Source organism: Mycolicibacter heraklionensis (genome assembly GCF_019645815.1).
Taxonomy (GTDB): Bacteria; Actinomycetota; Actinomycetes; order Mycobacteriales; family Mycobacteriaceae; genus Mycobacterium; species Mycobacterium heraklionense.
In genome coordinates, this window is sequence record NZ_CP080997.1 from 4,476,475 (window position 1) to 4,493,480 (window position 17,006).

Here is a 17,006-nt window from a genome sequence, read left to right on the forward strand (position 1 = left end):
ACTATTCGACGCCGTAATCTCCGATGTCGCCCAAGTGGTTGCGCGCCGATACCCGGCCGTCGGCCAGGTGGTACGTGGCGCCGACAACCGCCAGCGAACCGGCCTCGATACGATCTGCGATCGCTTTGGAGCGGCTCGCCAGCTGCGCCACCGTCTCGGTGACGTGCCGGGCCTCGAACTCGTCGACGGCACTGAGCCCGTCGCGACGGCCGAGCAGAATCGACGGCGTCACCCGTTCGACGATGTCCCGCAGATAACCGCCGGGCACCGCCCCGCCGTCCAACGCAGCCAGAGTCGCCGCGATCGCCCCGCAGCTGTCGTGGCCGAGCACCACGATCAACGGAACGTTGAGCACCTCCACCGCGAACTCGATCGAGCCCAGCACCGCCGAGTCGATGACGTGACCGGCGGTGCGGACCACGAACATGTCGCCCAGACCCTGGTCGAAGATCAGCTCGGCGGCCACCCGACTGTCCCCGCAGCCGAACACCACCGCGGTCGGCTTCTGACCGGCGGCCAGCGCGGCGCGGCGCGCGACATCCTGGCTGGGATGGCTGGGCTCGCCGGCGACGAAGCGCTCGTTACCCTCCTTGAGTGCTTTCCACGCTGATATCGGGTTTGAATTGGGCATGCCCGACATTGTGCACGGGATCAGGTCCGGGCGCTCGGTGAGCGTCGAAGCCGACGATCTGCTCAGCTGGTTCGCCGTGGCCGAGCGCGATCTGCCCTGGCGGGCGGGCGATGTCACGCCGTGGCAGATCCTGGTGAGCGAGTTCATGCTGCAGCAGACTCCGGTCGCCCGGGTGCTGCCGATCTGGCCGGATTGGGTGGCGCGCTGGCCGACGCCGTCGGCGACGGCGGCCGCAAGCCAGGCCGACGTACTGCGGGCATGGGGGAAGCTCGGCTATCCCCGCCGCGCCAAACGGCTCCACGAATGCGCGACTGTGATCGCCCAGGACTTCGGCGACGTGGTGCCCGACGACGTCGATGTCCTGCAGCAGCTGCCCGGGATCGGCAGCTACACCGCCAGAGCGGTGGCCAGCTTCGCCTACCGCCGACCGGTTCCGGTGGTGGACACCAACGTGCGCCGGGTGGTGGCCCGGGCGGTGCACGGACAGGCCGACGCCGGTGCCCCGTCGGCCAAGCGCGACCACGCCGACGTCGAGTCCCTCCTGCCCGAGGCCGACCGGGCCGCCCGGTTCTCCGCGGCGCTGATGGAGCTGGGCGCGATCGTGTGCACCGCGCGGTCGCCGCGCTGCGACGGCTGCCCGCTGCGCCACAGCTGCAGCTGGCGGCTTGCCGGTTCGCCGCCGGGCACCGGGCCCAAGCGTCCCGTCCAACGCTATGCCGGCACCGACCGTCAGGTCCGCGGACGACTACTGGATGTGTTGCGGGACAACGCCGTTGCGGTGACACGTGCCGACCTTGACCTGGCCTGGCCGGTGGACGCGGTGCAACGCGAACGCGCCCTGACCTCGCTGCTGGGTGACGGCTTGGTGGAACAGCTCGCCGACGGCCGCTTCGCGCTGCCCGGTCAGGACAGGAACGACTCGACAGCCTCGCGGTAGATCTGCGGCGCCTCGTCGTGCACCAGGTGCCCCGCATCGGGGACGTGCAGATAGCTGCTGTCGACTGCGATGCGGTGCATTTCGCGCATCTGCCCCGGCGGGGTCACCGAGTTGCCGGCCTCGATGAGCAGCACCGGCACACGCACCGCGCGCCACTGCTCCCAGTAGTCGCGGGTGCCCCACTCGGCGGCGATCTGCAACCACCACTCGGGGCGGCCGTGCAGTCGCCAGCCGGTCTCGGTGCGGTCGAAGGCTTCCAGGAAATACCGCCCGGCGATCTCGCCGAATTCGGCGATCACCTGTTCGGCACTGGGGAACTCGACGGGAAGGGCATGCGCCCACGGCTCCCACGCCCCAGTGGTGAAAGCGGTGAAGTCCGGCGCCATGTCTTCGACCACCAGCGCGGAGATCAGCTCGGGGTGACGGGCCGCCAGGCACCACGAGTGCAAGCCGCCCATCGAGTGCCCGATCAGCCGCACCGGGCCCGGCAACTGCTCCACGGCGGTGGCCAGGTCGGCGACGAAGCGTTCGGTGGAGATCGGGTGGGGGTCGGCGACCTCACGGCCACGGTGCCAGGGGGCGTCGTAGGTGTAGACCGCACCCAGCCTGGTCAGCCATGGCAGTTGGCGCGGCCAGGTGGTGCCACGGCCCATCAGTCCGTGAACCAGCACCAGTGGCGCCCCATGCCCGCCGCGGTAGGTCAGCAGCTCGGTCGACGCGATCCCCACCCGGGGCACGGTAGCCTAGGCCCATGTCAGTGGTGAAGATCAATGCAATCGAGGTGCCCGCCGATGCCGGGCCCGAACTGGAGAAACGGTTCGCAAATCGCGCGCACGCGGTGGAGAATCAGCCCGGTTTTCTTGGCTTCCAGCTGCTGCGCCCGGTCAAGGGCGACGACCGCTACTTCGTGGTGACGCACTGGGAGTCCGACGAAGCGTTCCAGGCCTGGGCGCAGGGACCCGCCGTCGAAGCCCACGCCGGCCAGCGCGCCAAGCCGGTGGCGACCGGGGCATCGTTGCTGGAGTTCGAGGTCGTGCTTGACGTCGCCGGAACCGCCGCACAGGGCTAGCCCGATGAGGCGACCGCTGGCCGCCTGGGTAGTGACGGCGACGCTGGCAGCCGCAGCCGCCGGCTGCGCACCCTCGCCGGCATCTCCCGGCGACCCCGGTTCCGAGGGCGGCGTGACGATCTCGACGAAGACGCCGCCCGGTCTGCGCGCCAAGCAGACCATGGACATGCTGAACTCCGATTGGCCGATCGGTCCGATCGGGGTGGCGACCCTGGCCGCGCCGGACAAGGTCGAGCAGGTGGTCGCGACCATGGAGTCGCTGTGGTGGGACCGACCGTTCCACCTCGACAGCGTCGACATTCGCGCCGGCGCGGCCACCCTGCACCTGACCACCTCCTTCGGTGCTCGTCAGGACATCCGGATCCGCACTGACGACAACGGCATGGTGGACCTGTTCAAACCGACCACCGAGGCACCGGACATCCGCTCCTGGCACGACCTCGATTCGGTGCTGAACAAGACCGGTGCCCGGTACTCCTACCAGGCGTCGCGCGTCGAGCACGGCGCCTGCAAGCCGGTGGCCGGCGCCAACACCACCCAGTCCCTGCCGCTGGCATCGATCTTCAAGTTGTATGTGCTGCTGGCAGTGGCCAACGAGGTGAAGGCCGGGACGGTGTCCTGGGACGACCCGCTGACCATCACCGACCGGGCCAAGGCGGTCGGCTCATCCGGGCTGGAGGAACTGCCCGACGGCGCCCATGTCTCGGTGCGCAGGGCCGCCGAGAAGATGATCGCAACCAGCGACAACATGGCGACCGATCTGCTCATCGGCCGGGTGGGCACGCGCGCGGTCGAGCGCGCACTGGCCGCGGCCGGCCACCACGACCCGGCCAGCATGACTCCGTTTCCCACCATGTATGAACTGTTCTCGGTGGGCTGGGGTAAGCCCGACCTGCGCGAGCAGTGGCAGCACGGCTCACCGCAGGAGCGAGCGAAGTTGCTGCGGCAGGCCGACTCCCGGCCGTATGAGCCGGACCCGATCCGAGCGCACATCCCGGCATCCGCCTACGGCGCCGAGTGGTACGGCAGCGCCGAGGACATCTGCCGGGTGCACGTCGCGCTGCAGGCCGCCGCGGTGGACAAGGCCGCACCGGTCCGCGAGATCCTGTCCGCGGTTCGCGGCATCGACCTGCCGCGCACCGACTGGCCCTACATCGGCGCCAAAGCGGGCGGCCTGCCCGGCGACCTGACCTTCAGCTGGTACGCCGTCGACCGGGGCGGTCAGCCGTGGGTGGTCAGCTTCCAGCTCAATTGGCCGCGTGACCACGGCAAGAGCGTCGGCAGCTGGATGCTGCAGGTCGCCAAGCAGGCGTTCGGCCTGTTACCCGTCCAGCGCTAGCCCAGGAAGGGACCCCATGCGACAACTGGTCCGTGTGCAGAACTTCAGCATTTCCAGCGACGGGTACGGCGCCGGAGAAGGGCAAAGCCTCGAGCGTCCGTTCGGTCACGCCGATCCGGCGGACTTCATGTCCTGGGCAGGCGCCACCGCGCACTGGGTCAACCGGACCGATCCCGGCGGCAGCTTCGGACTCGATGACTACATCACCCGCGACTGGGCCAACAATATCGGCGCAGAGATCATGGGGCGCAACAAATTCGGCCCGCAGCGCGGGCCGTGGGAAGACTATGATTGGCAAGGGTGGTGGGGCGACGAGCCGCCGTTTCGCACACCGGTGTTCGTCCTCACCCACCACGTGCGGCCATCATTCACACTGGGCGACACCACATTCCATTTCCTCGACGCCTCCCCCGAGGACGCACTGGCGCGAGCACTGTCTGCAGCTGACGGCAAGGACGTACGCATCGGCGGCGGCGTGGCCACGGTTCGGGAGTTCCTCGACGCCGATCTCATCGACACGATGCATGTCGCGGTGGCACCGACCGAACTCGGCCGCGGGGAAAGGTTGTGGACGAGCCCCGACGAACTGGTGGACCGGTTCCATCTTGAGCAGATCCCAAGCCCCAGCGGGATGGTGCATCACTTCTTCTGGCGCCGAGGTCTCAGCTGACGGCCCTGCTGGACGCGAAACGGGCGGCACCCGTGAAGGTGTGCCGCCCGTTTCGCGTCAGTAGCAGTTACTCCGCGCCGGCCTTAGCCAGGTCGGAAGCCTCCGCCGTCGGCTTCGGGCTACCGGCAAAGGTGAACACCGCGTTCTCGTGCGCACCCTCGCCGTCCCAGTTGTCGACGTCGACGGTGACCAGCTGACCAGGACCCAGCTCTTCGAACAGGATCTTCTCCGAGAGCTGGTCCTCGATCTCGCGCTGGATGGTGCGCCGCAGCGGACGCGCACCCAACACCGGGTCGAAGCCGCGCTTGGCCAGCAGCGACTTGGCCTTGTCGGTCAACGCGATGTCCATGTCCTTGGCCTTGAGCTGCTTGGCCACCCGGCCGATCATCAGATCGACCATCTCGATGATCTCTTCCTTGGTGAGCTGGTGGAAGACGATGATGTCATCGATACGGTTCAGGAACTCCGGGCGGAAGTGCTTCTTGAGCTCGTCGTTGACCTTGAGCTTCATCCGCTCGTAGTTGTTCTCCCCGCCGCCCTGGGTGAAGCCCAGTCCGACCGCCTTGGAGATGTCGGACGTGCCCAGGTTGGAGGTGAAGATCAACACGCAGTTCTTGAAGTCCACCGTGCGGCCCTGCCCGTCGGTGAGCCGACCGTCCTCGAGGACCTGCAACAGGCTGTTGTAGATCTCGGCGTGGGCCTTCTCGATCTCGTCGAACAGCACCACCGAGAACGGCTTGCGCCGCACCTTCTCGGTCAGCTGACCACCCTCTTCGTAGCCGACGTAGCCCGGAGGGGCACCGAACAGCCGCGACGCGGTGAACCGGTCGTGGAACTCACCCATGTCGATCTGGATGAGCGCGTCGTCGTCGCCGAACAGGAACTCGGCCAGCGCCTTGGACAGCTCGGTCTTACCTACACCGGACGGGCCGGCGAAGATGAACGAGCCCGACGGCCGCTTCGGGTCCTTCAGCCCGGCGCGGGTGCGCCGGATGGCCTTGCTGACCGCCTTGACCGCGTCCTCCTGGCCGATGATCCGCTTGTGCAGCTCGTCTTCCATGCGCAGCAGGCGGGTGGTCTCGGCCTCGGTCAGCTTGAACACCGGGATGCCGGTCCAGTTGCCCAGCACCTCGGCGATCTGCTCGTCGTCGACCTCGGCCACGACATCCAGATCACCGGAACGCCACTGCTTTTCGCGCTCGGCGCGCTGCGCGACGAGTTGCTTCTCCCGGTCCCGCAGGCTGGCCGCCTTCTCGAAGTCCTGCGCGTCGATCGCGGACTCCTTCTCGCGACGTGCGTCGGCGATCTTCTCGTCGAACTCACGCAGGTCCGGCGGCGCGGTCATCCGGCGGATCCGCATCCGGGCACCGGCCTCGTCGATCAGGTCGATCGCCTTGTCCGGCAGGAACCGGTCGTTGATGTAGCGGTCGGCCAGGGTGGCCGCCGCCACGATCGCCGAGTCGCTGATCGAGACCCGGTGGTGGGCTTCGTAGCGGTCCCGCAGGCCCTTGAGGATCTCGATGGTGTGCTCGACGGTGGGCTCACCGACCTGCACCGGCTGGAACCGGCGCTCCAGCGCGGCGTCCTTCTCGATGTACTTGCGGTACTCGTCGAGGGTGGTGGCGCCGATGGTCTGCAGCTCCCCGCGGGCCAGCTTCGGCTTGAGGATCGAGGCCGCGTCGATAGCGCCCTCGGCCGCACCGGCACCCACCAGGGTGTGCAGCTCGTCGATGAACAGGATGATGTCGCCGCGGGTGTTGATCTCCTTGAGGACCTTCTTCAGGCGCTCCTCGAAGTCACCGCGGTAACGGCTGCCGGCCACCAGCGACCCCAGGTCCAGGGTGTAGAGCTGCTTGTCCTTCAGCGTCTCGGGGACCTCCCCGGCCACGATGGCCTGGGCCAGGCCCTCCACCACAGCGGTCTTGCCGACGCCGGGCTCACCGATCAGCACCGGGTTGTTCTTGGTGCGGCGGCTCAGCACCTGCATGACCCGCTCGATTTCCTTCTCCCGGCCGATCACCGGGTCGAGCTTGCCCTCCATGGCGGCCGCGGTCAGGTTGCGGCCGAACTGGTCGAGCACCAGCGAGGTGGACGGTGAGCCGGACTCGCCGCCGCGTCCGCCGGTGCCGGCCTCCGCGGTCTCCTTGCCCTGGTAGCCGCTCAGCAGCTGAATCACCTGCTGACGCACCCGGGTCAGGTCAGCACCCAGCTTGACCAGCACCTGGGCGGCGACGCCCTCACCCTCACGGATCAGGCCGAGCAGAATGTGCTCGGTGCCGATGTAGTTGTGGCCGAGCTGCAGCGCCTCACGCAGGCTCAGCTCAAGCACCTTCTTGGCGCGCGGGGTGAACGGGATGTGCCCGGACGGCGCCTGCTGGCCCTGGCCGATGATCTCCTCGACCTGGCTGCGCACCCCTTCCAAAGAGATGCCCAGCGACTCCAGCGACTTGGCGGCTACGCCTTCACCCTCGTGGATCAGGCCCAGCAGGATGTGCTCGGTCCCGATGTAGTTGTGGTTGAGCATCCGGGCCTCTTCTTGGGCCAGGACGACAACCCTGCGGGCGCGGTCGGTAAATCTCTCGAACATCGGTGGCTACCTGCTCTCCCTCGCGATCGGCACTTGATCGGCCTCGGCTCGGCCGGCGTGCCTGCTGTCCACTCTAGTGGGCGACGCAGCGCGCTGTGACCTGCCTTGCAGTGCGTACTGAATCGACCACCCGGTGGCCGGCCCCGAAGGACCTGGCACCGGATGCAAGGGCACAACGCCTAAACCCCCGAATGCGTTTCCCAGGGATCATCCGGTTCGCCAGAAGCGAAACCTTCGTCGAGGCTCGCTAAACCGCCGGGTTTAGGTCGCGGCGTGAAATGCGTCGATGATGTCGGCCGGGATACGCCCGCGGGTGGACACATTGTGCCCGTTACGGCGGGCCCATTCGCGGATCGCGGCGCTCTGCTCACGGTCGATGGTGCCGCGGCGACCGCCACCGGACCGTCCACGCCGACGGCCTCCCACCCGACGGCCCGCGTCGGCCCACTTCTTCAGTTCAGCGCGCAGTTTCGTAGCATTCTTGCTCGAAAGGTCGATCTCGTAGGTCACCCCGTCCAGGCCGAATTCGACCGTTTCGTCGGCGGCACCCTCACCATCGAAATCATCGATCAAGGTGACGGTCACTTTTTTCGCCATTGGTACCCCTTGGTTAGCTTTCCTGCGCGCAATCGGTGCGCAAAGCCGTATTCGACCTCGCCGACTAATCTGCCATAAAAATACGCCTGCTTCAACACAACAGGCCTCGGTGCAGTTCAGTTGCCGTGACGACGAACAATCGGAAACAAAACGGTGTCTCTAATTGATAGACCCGTCAAGACCATCAACAGGCGGTCGATACCCATTCCGGTACCTGTGCACGGCGGCATCGCATGTTCCATCGCTGCCAGGAAGTCCTCGTCGAGCGCCATCGCCTCGTCATCTCCGGCGGCCGCCGCGCGCGCCTGAGCGGCGAAACGGTCACGCTGCACCACTGGGTCGATGAGTTCGGAATAGCCGGTGGCCAGTTCGACACCGCGCATATAGAGATCCCACTTCTCGGTGACGCCCTCAATGCTGCGGTGCTGGCGGGTCAGCGGCGTCGTCTCGACCGGGAAATCCCGGACGAAAGTCGGCGCACTCAGGGCGTGGCCGACGGCATGTTCCCACAGTTCCTCGACCAGTTTGCCGTGACCAAAGCCACGGTCTTTGGGTATCTCGACGCCGAGGCGATCCGCGATCGCCCACAGGTCGGCCACCGCTGTCGCCGGTGTGATGTCCTCGCCGAGTGCGGCCGACAACGACGGGTACATTTCGACCGTCGCCCATTCGCCGTCAATGTCGTAGATGCTACCGTCGGGCAGCGGCAGTTGCCGGGTACCGATCACCTCATCGGCGACCTCTTGAATAATCTCGCGGGTGGCCACCGCCGAGTCGTCATAGGTGCCGTAGGCCTGGTAGGTCTCCAGCATCGAAAACTCGGGCGAATGTGTGGAATCCGCGCCTTCATTCCGGAACACCCGATTCAGTTCGAAGACCCGGTCGAACCCACCGACAACGCACCGTTTCAGGAAAAGTTCTGGTGCGATTCTCAGGAAAAGGTCCGCGTCGAGGGCGTTCGAATGGGTGACGAAAGGCCGAGCGGCCGCTCCGCCGGCCAATGTCTGCAACATCGGCGTTTCGACCTCGAGGAACCCGCGGCGCTCCAAGGCGTTACGCACCGCGCGAATGACCGCGATACGTTGACGCGCCACCGTACGCGCCTCCGGTCGGACGATCAGGTCGACATAGCGCTGCCGAACCCGCGACTCCTCGCTCATCTCCTTGTGCGCGACCGGAAGAGGCCGCAATGACTTCGAGGCCATCCGCCAGGAGTCGGCCAGCACCGACAGCTCGCCGCGGCGGGAGCTGATCACCTCGCCGTGGACGGAGACAATGTCGCCGAGGTCCACGTCGGCCTTCCACGCCTCGAGTTCCTGCTCGCCGACACTGGCCAGGCTGATCATCACCTGAAGCTGGGTGCCGTCGCCCTCCTGCAGGGTTGCGAAGCACAGCTTGCCCGAGTTGCGGGCGAACACCACCCGGCCGGCGACACCCACCACGTCGCCGGTGGCGGTGTCGGCGACCAGATCGGGGTAATCGGCCCGGATCTGGGCAAGCGTGTGGGTGCGGTCCACTGCCACCGGGTAGGGATCACGGCCTTCGGCCAGCAATCGAGCCCGCTTGTCGCGGCGGATCCGGAACTGCTCGGGGAGGTCGGATTCGTCCTGCGTCTCAGGGGATACATCGGCGGAGCTCACGACCCGCCAGCTTAGAGGAACAGGGTCGGCAGAACGAAAAGCCGGCGGCGCTCAGCGCGCCGGGCGAAGCCTGCCCCGTTGGCTGTCCCGGTTGCGTTCGAACACCAGCCGCAGTCCGTCCAGGGTGAGGTTGGCGTCGTGATGGTCGACCGTCTCCAGATCGGCCAGCAACAGCGGTGCGGAGTGCCCGGTGGCCACCACGGTGACGTCGTCCCCGGCGCCCGCGGCCTCCTCGCGGACCCGGCGAACCAGGCCGTCGACCAGACCGGCGAACCCGTAGACCGCGCCGGCCTGCATGCATTCGACGGTGTTCTTGCCGATCACCGAGCGCGGCCGGGTGAGTTCGACCCGGCGCAGGCCGGCGGAGCGAGCTGCGGCGGCGTCCGACGAGATCTGGAGGCCCGGCGCAATGGCGCCGCCCAGGAATTCTCCCTTGGCCGAAACCACGTCGACGCAGATCGACGAACCGAAGTCGACGACGATCGCCGCCGTCTTGAACTTGTGAAACGCAGCCAGCCCATTGACGATCCGGTCGGCCCCCACTTCCTTGGGGTTGTCCACCAGCAGTGGTATCCCGGTGCGCACACCCGGCTCGATGAGCACCGCGGGCACCGAGGGCCAGTACTGGTCGAGCATCAGCCGGACTTCGTGCAGCACCGACGGCACGGTGGACAGTGCGGCGGCCCCGGTGAGCTGTTCGCCGTCGTCGCCGATGAGCCCGTCCAGGGTCAGCGCCAGCTCGTCGGCGGTGATCTCCGCTTCGGTGCGAATCCGCCACTGCTGCACGACGTTTCCATTGTCACCGGAACCCGCGATCAGGCCGATGACGGTGTGGGTGTTGCGGACGTCGATCGCCAGCAGCACGGCTACCGCACGCTTCGGGGTGAGAGCAGGTCGGATACGTCGTCGGGCACGAAGGCCGGGTCGTTGCCGAGGTCCACCTGCTTGTTCTCGGAGTCGACGAACACGATCCGCGGCTGGTAGCGCCGCGCCTCCGCGTCGTCCATGGTGCCGTAGGCGATCAGGATCACCAGGTCACCGGGATGCACCAGATGCGCTGCCGCACCGTTGATTCCGATGACACCGCTGCCCCGCTCCCCGGTGATGGCGTAGGTCACCAACCGAGCACCGTTGTCGATGTCGACGATCGTGACCTGCTCGCCTTCGAGCAGGTCGGCGGCCTCCATCAGGTCGGCGTCGATGGTCACCGAGCCGACATAGTGCAGGTCCGCGTGAGTGACCGTGGCACGGTGAATCTTCGACTTGAGCATCGTCCGAAACATCAATTCCTCCGGGTTGCGTGATATCGGTCTGAACCGGCCTCCGAACCGGCCAAAGCCACGTCGGCGTCGATGGGAAGTCCGAGTGTGATCGCGGCATTGTCGAGCAGTCGGGTCGCACCGACGCGGGCGGCGATCAGCAGCCGCGCGGGCCCATCGGCGGGCGCCGGGCCGAGATCGACACCCCGCACCTGCAGGTAGTCGACATCGACGGCGGGCGCCGCGGACAGCACCGCGGCGGCGGCGTCCAGCGCCGCCTGCGCGCCGGCCGCGGCCGCGCGCTCACCGGCGGCCAGGGCGGCCGACAGGGCCGTCGCGGCTTCGCGCTGCGCGGAGTCGAGGTAGCGGTTGCGCGACGACATCGCCAGGCCGTCGGATTCCCGCACGGTGGGCACGCCCACCACGGTGACGTCGAGGTTGAGGTCGGCGACCATTTGGCGCACCAACACCAACTGCTGATAGTCCTTCTCGCCCAAGAACACCCGGTCGGGGCTCACGATCGACAACAATTTGGCGACCACGGTGAGCATGCCCGCGAAGTGGGTCGGGCGCGCGGCGCCCTCGAGTTCGGCTCCCAGCGGACCGGCGTGCACGGCGGTCCGCGGGCCGTGCGGGTACATCGCCGCGGCAGTCGGTGTGAAAACCAGGTCGACCCCTGCGGCACGCAGCGCAGCCAGGTCGTCGTCCAGAGTGCGCGGATAGGCATCGAGGTCTTCACCGGCGCCGAACTGCAGCGGGTTGACGAAGATCGACACCGCTACCACCGAACCGGGCACCCGCTGCGCCGCACGAACCAGCGACAGGTGACCCTCGTGCAGGGCACCCATGGTCGGCACCAGCATCACCCGGCGACCGGTCGACCGCAGCGCGCGGCTGACGCGCGCGACATCGTCCGGGCGCTCGTAGACGTTGAGCGCACCGGCCGTGAAGGTGGGCTGCGGACCCCGGGCCGTGTTCGAGCTCATCGAGCCAGCACCTCCAACACGTCATTGGCGGCACCGGCACGGTGCGCGGTGCGCAGTGCGTTGGTGCGATAGGCCTCGGCCAGGTCTGGGTCCACGTCGGCCAGCGCCCCCAGGTGCCGGGCCAGGGTGTCCGAGTCTCCGCGGGCCACCGGCCCGGTCAGCGCGGCCCGGCCGTCACGCAGGGTATTGGCCAGCGCGGCGCGCACCAGCGGTCCGAGCACCCGCTCGGCGATACCGTCGGGGTCATCGGCCACGGCCGACCCGACCCGTCCCGGCAACGCCGCCCGCAACGCCGCCAGCGCGTCATCGATCACGGTGACCACGTGGTTTCCGCCGTGGCAGAGCGCGGCGTGGTAGAGGGTGCGGGCGGACTCCTCGACCCGGAACGGCGCGGCGCCGATCTCGCACGTCAGCGCCTCGGCGACGGCATAGCCGATCTCATCGGCGGCGGTGATACCGAAGCAGCTCTCCGATAACCGGTCGATGTCCTCATCCGAGCCGGTGAAGGTCATCGCGGGATGGATGGCCAGCGGCAGACAACCCTGCTCGGTCAACGGCGCCAGCACGCTGATCCCGGTGGCCCCGGAGGTGTGCACCACGATCGTGCCGGCGCGCACCGCGCCCGTGGCGGCCAGACCCGACACGATGCCGGCCAGTTCGGTGTCGGGCACGGCGAGCAGCAGCAATTCAGCGTCGGCGGCGACATCGGGCGTCGGCAGCACCAGGCTGTCGGGCAGCAGACGCTGGGCGCGCTGCCGCGACTCCTCGGAGATCGCACTGCACGCCACCACGACATGCTCGGCGCGCTCCAGCGCAACACCGAGTGCGGTGCCGACGCGGCCAGCCGAAATGACGCCGACCTTGAGCCGGGCGGGCCGCAGTCCGTCGAACTGCGCCATGCAGACGACCTCACAGGTTCTCTTGGTATTCGTTCCAGTCCCGCGCTGCGGGTACCGGACGGTCGCGGGAGAGTCTATCCCGATCGGTCCCGGCGCTGCGAGTGACGTTGGTCGCAGTTGACCGCGGATCAGTCCTCGCGGCGTCGGCGTCGGCGGCCTTCGCCGGTGGTGGGCTGCAGCCGGGCCAACAGGTCGGCCACCGACTGACCGCCGGTGCTGGGGCCCTGCTCGCTCCCGTCGGCGCCGGCGGAATGGCGGGCCGAGGGTGCGTGGGCGGCGGCGGCCGGCTCGCCCGCCTGCGGCTCGGCCACCGGGGGCGCGGGTTCGGCCTGGGCCGGCCGGGCATGGTTGCCGGCCGATTCCGCCGCATGCCGGGAGCGTGCCCGGCGGCGCCCCTCGCCCTCCTGGCGTGCCGGCTCGACGCCGTTCACCGCAGCAGCGACGGATTCGGTGGAATCTGCGTGGCGGCCGTGCCGGCTCGGCGCTTCGGCGCTGCGCTCGGGCGCACCATGGCGGCCGGTGTCCGCCGGAACATCCGCGGACCAGTTGCTGCCGGGCGCGCCCGGCGGCAGCCATTCCCCTTCGGCGCCAACGGGTTTCCACGACGGGGTCGGCGTCGTAGGCCGGGAAGGAGCCGGGGCCGGCGGCGGCGGCGGTTCCGGCTCGCGGCGGGGTTCGGGGGCGATGAAGGGCTGCGGCGGCTGCGACCAACGGGCAGCGGCCGGTTGCGGTGGCGGGGTCTCGTCGGGGGCCCGCCACGGTGACTCGTCGGCGCTGCGGCGATGCGAGCCGCGGCGGCCCTCCCCGTGCGGCGCCCGCGGCGTCTGCGGAGCCTGGGACGTGGGGTTCCCGGCGGCGGGAATCCGCACCTCCGGAACGTCGATGATCGGGTTCTCCGCGGTCTGGGTGACCGAGTCCGGCGGGTAGATCGGGGTGGCCGACGACGCGACCCGGGTGGCGCCGGTGGCGGATTCTCCGCCAGAGCGCGCCCAGTCGCTGTAGGCACGGACCGGGGCGCGCTCCGGCTCGAGTGCCGGCCGGTGACTCAAGTCGGCGTCGAAGAGAATCTCCAGGTTGGTGCGCAACGCGGCCAACTCGGATCGCAACGCCGCGACCTCGTCCGCGGCCTGCGCCCGCAGTTCGGAGGCGAGCTCGCGGCGCAGCTGGGACTCCACCGTCAGCTCGTACTCGCGCCGCGCGGAAATCTCCCGATCCAGTTGCAGGTCGTAAACCAATTTCAGGTCCCGGGCCCGGGCCTGGTCCACATCGCTTTGCCGCCGATAGATCACCGACACGAAAGCCGCCGCGACCGCCGCCCACAGCGCGATGATGACCGCCAGCTTCAGCAGCTCCACCCGGCTGGTGAACACCAGTGCCGAGCTCGCGGCGATCGCAAGGATCAGCAACGCCGTCATCAATGTCCAGCCCGGCCTGCGACCTCCACGCCGACCCGGGGCGCGGGACAGGACCGAATTCATCTGCGCCGCTCCACCTCGTCGCTCGGCGGCGCATCGTTGCAGGCGCGCATTGCCCGACTGTACCTGCACGAGGACAATCCGCGTGTCGCCCCGCTCCGGCGATTCTTACCCGGGTTGATTTCCGGTCAGCTCGGTGGGCGGGCCCGGATCGTGCGGCGACTTGCAGCGATTCTGCAGCCACAGCGCGGCGATGAGCAGCGCCAGCGCGCTGGCCGCCGCGACCACCGCTCCGCCGGTGTCCTGGGCCGCGACCTGCAGCGTGGACCGGCGCGGCAGCAGATAGCCGAGCACACCCAGCCAGAAGCCCAGCACCAGCGACCCCATCCAGGCCGACGCCTTGGCGACCACCACGGTGCGGGCCACCGCAATCGGATGCAGCCGGCCGGCGCCGGCACCGATCTGGCCGTCGTCGATCTTCGCGCCGACGTAGCGGCCCCAGGCCACCTCGGCGATCGCGACCGCCAGCAGCGATATCCCGGTCCACACGGTGATCGGCGGGAACCACCGGTACAGCAACGGGACCGCCAGGTAACTGATGATTGCGACGGCGGCGGCCGCGGCGGTCACGTCGCGTTTGCGAGTCGGGCCCATCAGAGCTGCAGCACCAGGTCGGTCAGCGACACCCCGGCGCGCTCTGCCGGATCCAGCTCGTCGAGCAGTTCCGTCACCGCACGCGGTCGGTCACCCACGGTCAATCGGGCCTCCGGGTCCACCGACAGCCAGGGCACCAGGACGAACGCCCGCAGCTGGGCCCGGGGATGGGGCAGGGTCAGCTCGTCGTCGTGGGACAGCACTTCCGTCCCGTCGGGGTCGTGGCAGCTGATCACGTCGACATCGAGGGTTCGCGGCCCCCAACGTTGCGCGCGCACCCGCTCGGCCGCCTGCTCCAGTTCGTGCGCCCGGCGCAGCCAGCCGTGTCCGTCGGCGGCCGGATCGTCGACGATCAGCACCGCGTTGAGGAAGGGCCCCTGCTCGACTCCGCCCCACGCCTGCGTCTCGTACACCCCCGACGCCGCGCGCACCGCGCAGCCCAGGCCGTCGACCGCCGACTGCAGTAGGGCCAACCGGTCCCCCAGGTTGGACCCGATGGAAAGCACCGCACGAGTCACAACGGCACCACCTTGCCGCGCCGGTCGCTGCGTGAGCGCCGGGCCACCACCGCGACGTCGGCGAAGGTGAGCGGGATCGGGGCGTGCGGCTTGTGCAGCGTCACCTCCACGGCCTGCACCCGCGCGTCGCCGATCACCTCGTCGGCGATCTCGGCGGCGACGGTCTCGATGAGGTCGCGAGCCGGACCGGCGACGATGGTCGCGGCGCGCTGCGCGAGCACTCCGTAGTCGTAGGTGTCGGCCAGGTTGTCGCTGGCCGCCGCGACGGCGAGGTCCATCCAGACCGTGATGTCGACGACGAAGTCCTGTCCGTCGGCACGCTCATGGGCGAACACACCGTGGTTGCCGCGAACCTTCAAGCCGCGCAACTCGATCCGATCAGTCACTGCTCGCGCCTCCTTGGCTCCAGGCTTCCAGGACCCGCAGCGCGTCGACCGAGGCCCGCACGTCGTGCACGCGCACCCCCCAGGCGCCGTGCAGGCCGGACAACGCCGAGATCACCGCGGTGGCCGTTTCGCGCTCGTCGGGCGGTCGCGGTGTGCCGTCCTCGCCGGCCAGCAGCGTACCGAGAAATCGCTTGCGTGAGGCGCCGACCAGAACCGGTAGGCCGAGCTCGACCAATTGCGGCAACCCATGTAGCAGGGCCCAATTGTGTTGCGCGGTTTTGGCGAAGCCCAGGCCGGGGTCGACGATCAACTGCGCCGGGTCCACGCCGGCGGCCACAGCCGTGTCGACTGCGGCAAGCAGATCCTGGCGGACCTCGGCGGCGACGTCGCGGTAGCACGGCACCCGATGCGGGTTGCCGGGGTCGACCGGCCGCCAGTGCATCAGCACCCACCGGGCGCCCGATGAGGCCAACAGTGGCGCCATGGCGGGGTCGGCCGCTCCCCCGGACACGTCGTTGACGATCGTGGCACCGGCGTTCAGCGCGGCTTCGGCGACGGCGGCGTTCATTGTGTCGATGCTGACGGTAATACCTTGGCCGGCAAGTTCTTTCACCACCGGAATGACCCGTTGCGCCTCTGCCCGCGGATCGGCTCGCACCGCGCCGGGCCGGGTCGACTCGCCCCCGACGTCGATGATCGCCGCGCCCTGGCCGGCCAGCTCCAGTCCGTGCTCAACGGCGCGGTCGGCGTTGAGGTAGCGCCCGCCGTCGGAGAACGAATCGGCGGTGACGTTGACCACCCCGACGACCTGCACGCGTCTCGGGCTCACTTGCGCCGAATGAGTTCCAGGGCCTCAGCGCGCGACGTGCTGTCGGTTTTGAACTGCCCGCGGACCGCCGACGTGGTGGTGATCGCACCGGGCTTGCGCACTCCCCGCATCGCCATGCAGAGGTGCTCCGCCTCGACCACCACGATGACTCCGCGCGGGTTGAGTTTGCGCATCAGGGCGTCGGCGACCTGCGCGGTCAGTCGCTCCTGCACCTGCGGCCGCTTCGCGTAGAGGTCGACCACCCGCGCCAGCTTGGACAGACCGGTGATCCGGCCGTCGTAGCCGGGGATGTACCCGACGTGCGCGACACCGTGAAAGGCCACCAGGTGGTGCTCGCAGGTCGAGTAGAGCGGGATCTCCTTGACGATCACCAGCTCTTCGTGTTGCTCGTCGAAGGTGGTCTCCAGCACCGCGTCCGGGTCGGTGTAGAGCCCGGCGAACATCTCGTGATAGGCCCGCGCGACCCGAGCCGGGGTATCCATCAGACCCGGCCGGTCCGGGTCTTCGCCCACCGCGAACAGCAGCTCGCGAACGGCCGCCTCCGCGCGCGCCTGATCGAAAATTGCCGACGTCATCGTCGACCCCGCTTT

At 68.8% G+C, this 17,006-nt stretch carries 19 protein-coding genes; 4 read left to right on the forward strand and 15 right to left on the reverse strand.

The window, feature by feature from the left end; all coding sequences use genetic code 11:
- Position 1: 1 nt before the first annotated feature.
- Positions 2–631 carry a carbonic anhydrase gene (locus tag K3U94_RS21165; RefSeq protein WP_220694919.1) on the reverse strand — a complete coding sequence of 210 codons (630 nt, stop codon included), beginning with the start codon at positions 629–631 and terminating at the stop codon, positions 2–4.
- Between K3U94_RS21165 and K3U94_RS21170 the strand changes: the two genes are divergently transcribed.
- Positions 630–1,568 carry an iron-sulfur binding domain-containing protein gene (locus K3U94_RS21170; protein WP_275564533.1) on the forward strand — a complete coding sequence of 313 codons (939 nt, stop codon included), beginning with the start codon at positions 630–632 and terminating at the stop codon, positions 1,566–1,568. The two genes, K3U94_RS21165 and K3U94_RS21170, sit on opposite strands and share 2 nt — an antisense overlap.
- Here the strand turns inward: K3U94_RS21170 and K3U94_RS21175 are convergent.
- Positions 1,535–2,296, reverse strand: a complete 762-nt coding sequence (locus tag K3U94_RS21175) for an alpha/beta fold hydrolase (RefSeq protein ID WP_267878330.1) — start codon at positions 2,294–2,296, stop codon at positions 1,535–1,537. The two genes, K3U94_RS21170 and K3U94_RS21175, sit on opposite strands and share 34 nt — an antisense overlap.
- A 23-nt stretch (positions 2,297–2,319) precedes the next feature.
- Between K3U94_RS21175 and mhuD the strand changes: the two genes are divergently transcribed.
- From mhuD to K3U94_RS21190, 3 genes are read left to right on the forward strand one after another with little or no spacing between them, the layout of a single operon-like run.
- Positions 2,320–2,637, forward strand: a complete 318-nt coding sequence (gene mhuD, locus K3U94_RS21180; RefSeq protein ID WP_047320669.1) for a mycobilin-forming heme oxygenase MhuD — start codon at positions 2,320–2,322, stop codon at positions 2,635–2,637.
- Positions 2,638–2,641: 4 nt separating this feature from the next.
- Complete coding sequence (locus K3U94_RS21185; protein ID WP_220694920.1) at positions 2,642–3,976, forward strand: serine hydrolase; 1,335 nt, start codon at positions 2,642–2,644, stop codon at positions 3,974–3,976.
- 16 nt (positions 3,977–3,992) lie between these two features.
- Entirely contained in the window at positions 3,993–4,646 is a 654-nt protein-coding gene (locus K3U94_RS21190; RefSeq protein WP_220694921.1) for a dihydrofolate reductase family protein, read from the forward strand.
- 67 nt (positions 4,647–4,713) lie between these two features.
- Here the strand turns inward: K3U94_RS21190 and clpC1 are convergent, their stop codons facing one another.
- From clpC1 to folE, 13 genes are all read right to left on the reverse strand, one after another.
- Entirely contained in the window at positions 4,714–7,233 is a 2,520-nt protein-coding gene (clpC1, locus tag K3U94_RS21195) for an ATP-dependent protease ATP-binding subunit ClpC (protein WP_047320666.1), read from the reverse strand.
- 261 nt (positions 7,234–7,494) lie between these two features.
- Positions 7,495–7,830, reverse strand: a complete 336-nt coding sequence (gene lsr2 / locus K3U94_RS21200; protein WP_024442366.1) for a histone-like nucleoid-structuring protein Lsr2 — start codon at positions 7,828–7,830, stop codon at positions 7,495–7,497.
- Positions 7,831–7,946: 116 nt separating this feature from the next.
- Entirely contained in the window at positions 7,947–9,470 is a 1,524-nt protein-coding gene (lysS, locus tag K3U94_RS21205; protein ID WP_220694922.1) for a lysine--tRNA ligase, read from the reverse strand.
- Positions 9,471–9,521: 51 nt separating this feature from the next.
- The gene (locus tag K3U94_RS21210) at positions 9,522–10,334 is read right to left on the reverse strand and encodes a type III pantothenate kinase (RefSeq protein WP_220694923.1); all 813 of its coding nucleotides are present in this window, start codon (positions 10,332–10,334) and stop codon (positions 9,522–9,524) included.
- A gap of 2 nt (positions 10,335–10,336) precedes the next feature.
- Complete coding sequence (gene panD / locus K3U94_RS21215) at positions 10,337–10,753, reverse strand: aspartate 1-decarboxylase (protein ID WP_047320663.1); 417 nt, start codon at positions 10,751–10,753, stop codon at positions 10,337–10,339.
- Entirely contained in the window at positions 10,753–11,715 is a 963-nt protein-coding gene (panC, locus tag K3U94_RS21220) for a pantoate--beta-alanine ligase (protein ID WP_220694924.1), read from the reverse strand. The genes panD and panC overlap by 1 nt, the downstream gene beginning before the upstream one ends.
- Positions 11,712–12,614 (reverse strand): Rossmann-like and DUF2520 domain-containing protein, encoded by a 903-nt coding sequence (locus K3U94_RS21225; RefSeq protein ID WP_220694925.1) that lies wholly within the window; start codon positions 12,612–12,614, stop codon positions 11,712–11,714. The genes panC and K3U94_RS21225 overlap by 4 nt, the downstream gene beginning before the upstream one ends.
- A 128-nt stretch (positions 12,615–12,742) precedes the next feature.
- Positions 12,743–14,092 carry a DUF6779 domain-containing protein gene (locus tag K3U94_RS21230; protein WP_220694926.1) on the reverse strand — a complete coding sequence of 450 codons (1,350 nt, stop codon included), beginning with the start codon at positions 14,090–14,092 and terminating at the stop codon, positions 12,743–12,745.
- Between the two features lie 105 nt (positions 14,093–14,197).
- Positions 14,198–14,683 carry a DUF3180 domain-containing protein gene (locus K3U94_RS21235; RefSeq protein ID WP_220694927.1) on the reverse strand — a complete coding sequence of 162 codons (486 nt, stop codon included), beginning with the start codon at positions 14,681–14,683 and terminating at the stop codon, positions 14,198–14,200.
- Entirely contained in the window at positions 14,683–15,201 is a 519-nt protein-coding gene (gene folK, locus K3U94_RS21240; protein WP_047321628.1) for a 2-amino-4-hydroxy-6-hydroxymethyldihydropteridine diphosphokinase, read from the reverse strand. The genes K3U94_RS21235 and folK overlap by 1 nt, the downstream gene beginning before the upstream one ends.
- The gene (gene folB / locus K3U94_RS21245) at positions 15,198–15,587 is read right to left on the reverse strand and encodes a dihydroneopterin aldolase (protein WP_047321627.1); all 390 of its coding nucleotides are present in this window, start codon (positions 15,585–15,587) and stop codon (positions 15,198–15,200) included. Before folB ends, folK begins: the two co-directional genes overlap by 4 nt.
- Complete coding sequence (gene folP / locus K3U94_RS21250; RefSeq protein WP_220694928.1) at positions 15,580–16,416, reverse strand: dihydropteroate synthase; 837 nt, start codon at positions 16,414–16,416, stop codon at positions 15,580–15,582. The genes folB and folP overlap by 8 nt, the downstream gene beginning before the upstream one ends.
- Positions 16,413–16,991 carry a GTP cyclohydrolase I FolE gene (gene folE, locus K3U94_RS21255; RefSeq protein WP_047321625.1) on the reverse strand — a complete coding sequence of 193 codons (579 nt, stop codon included), beginning with the start codon at positions 16,989–16,991 and terminating at the stop codon, positions 16,413–16,415. The genes folP and folE overlap by 4 nt, the downstream gene beginning before the upstream one ends.
- Between the last annotated feature and the right edge of the window lie 15 nt (positions 16,992–17,006).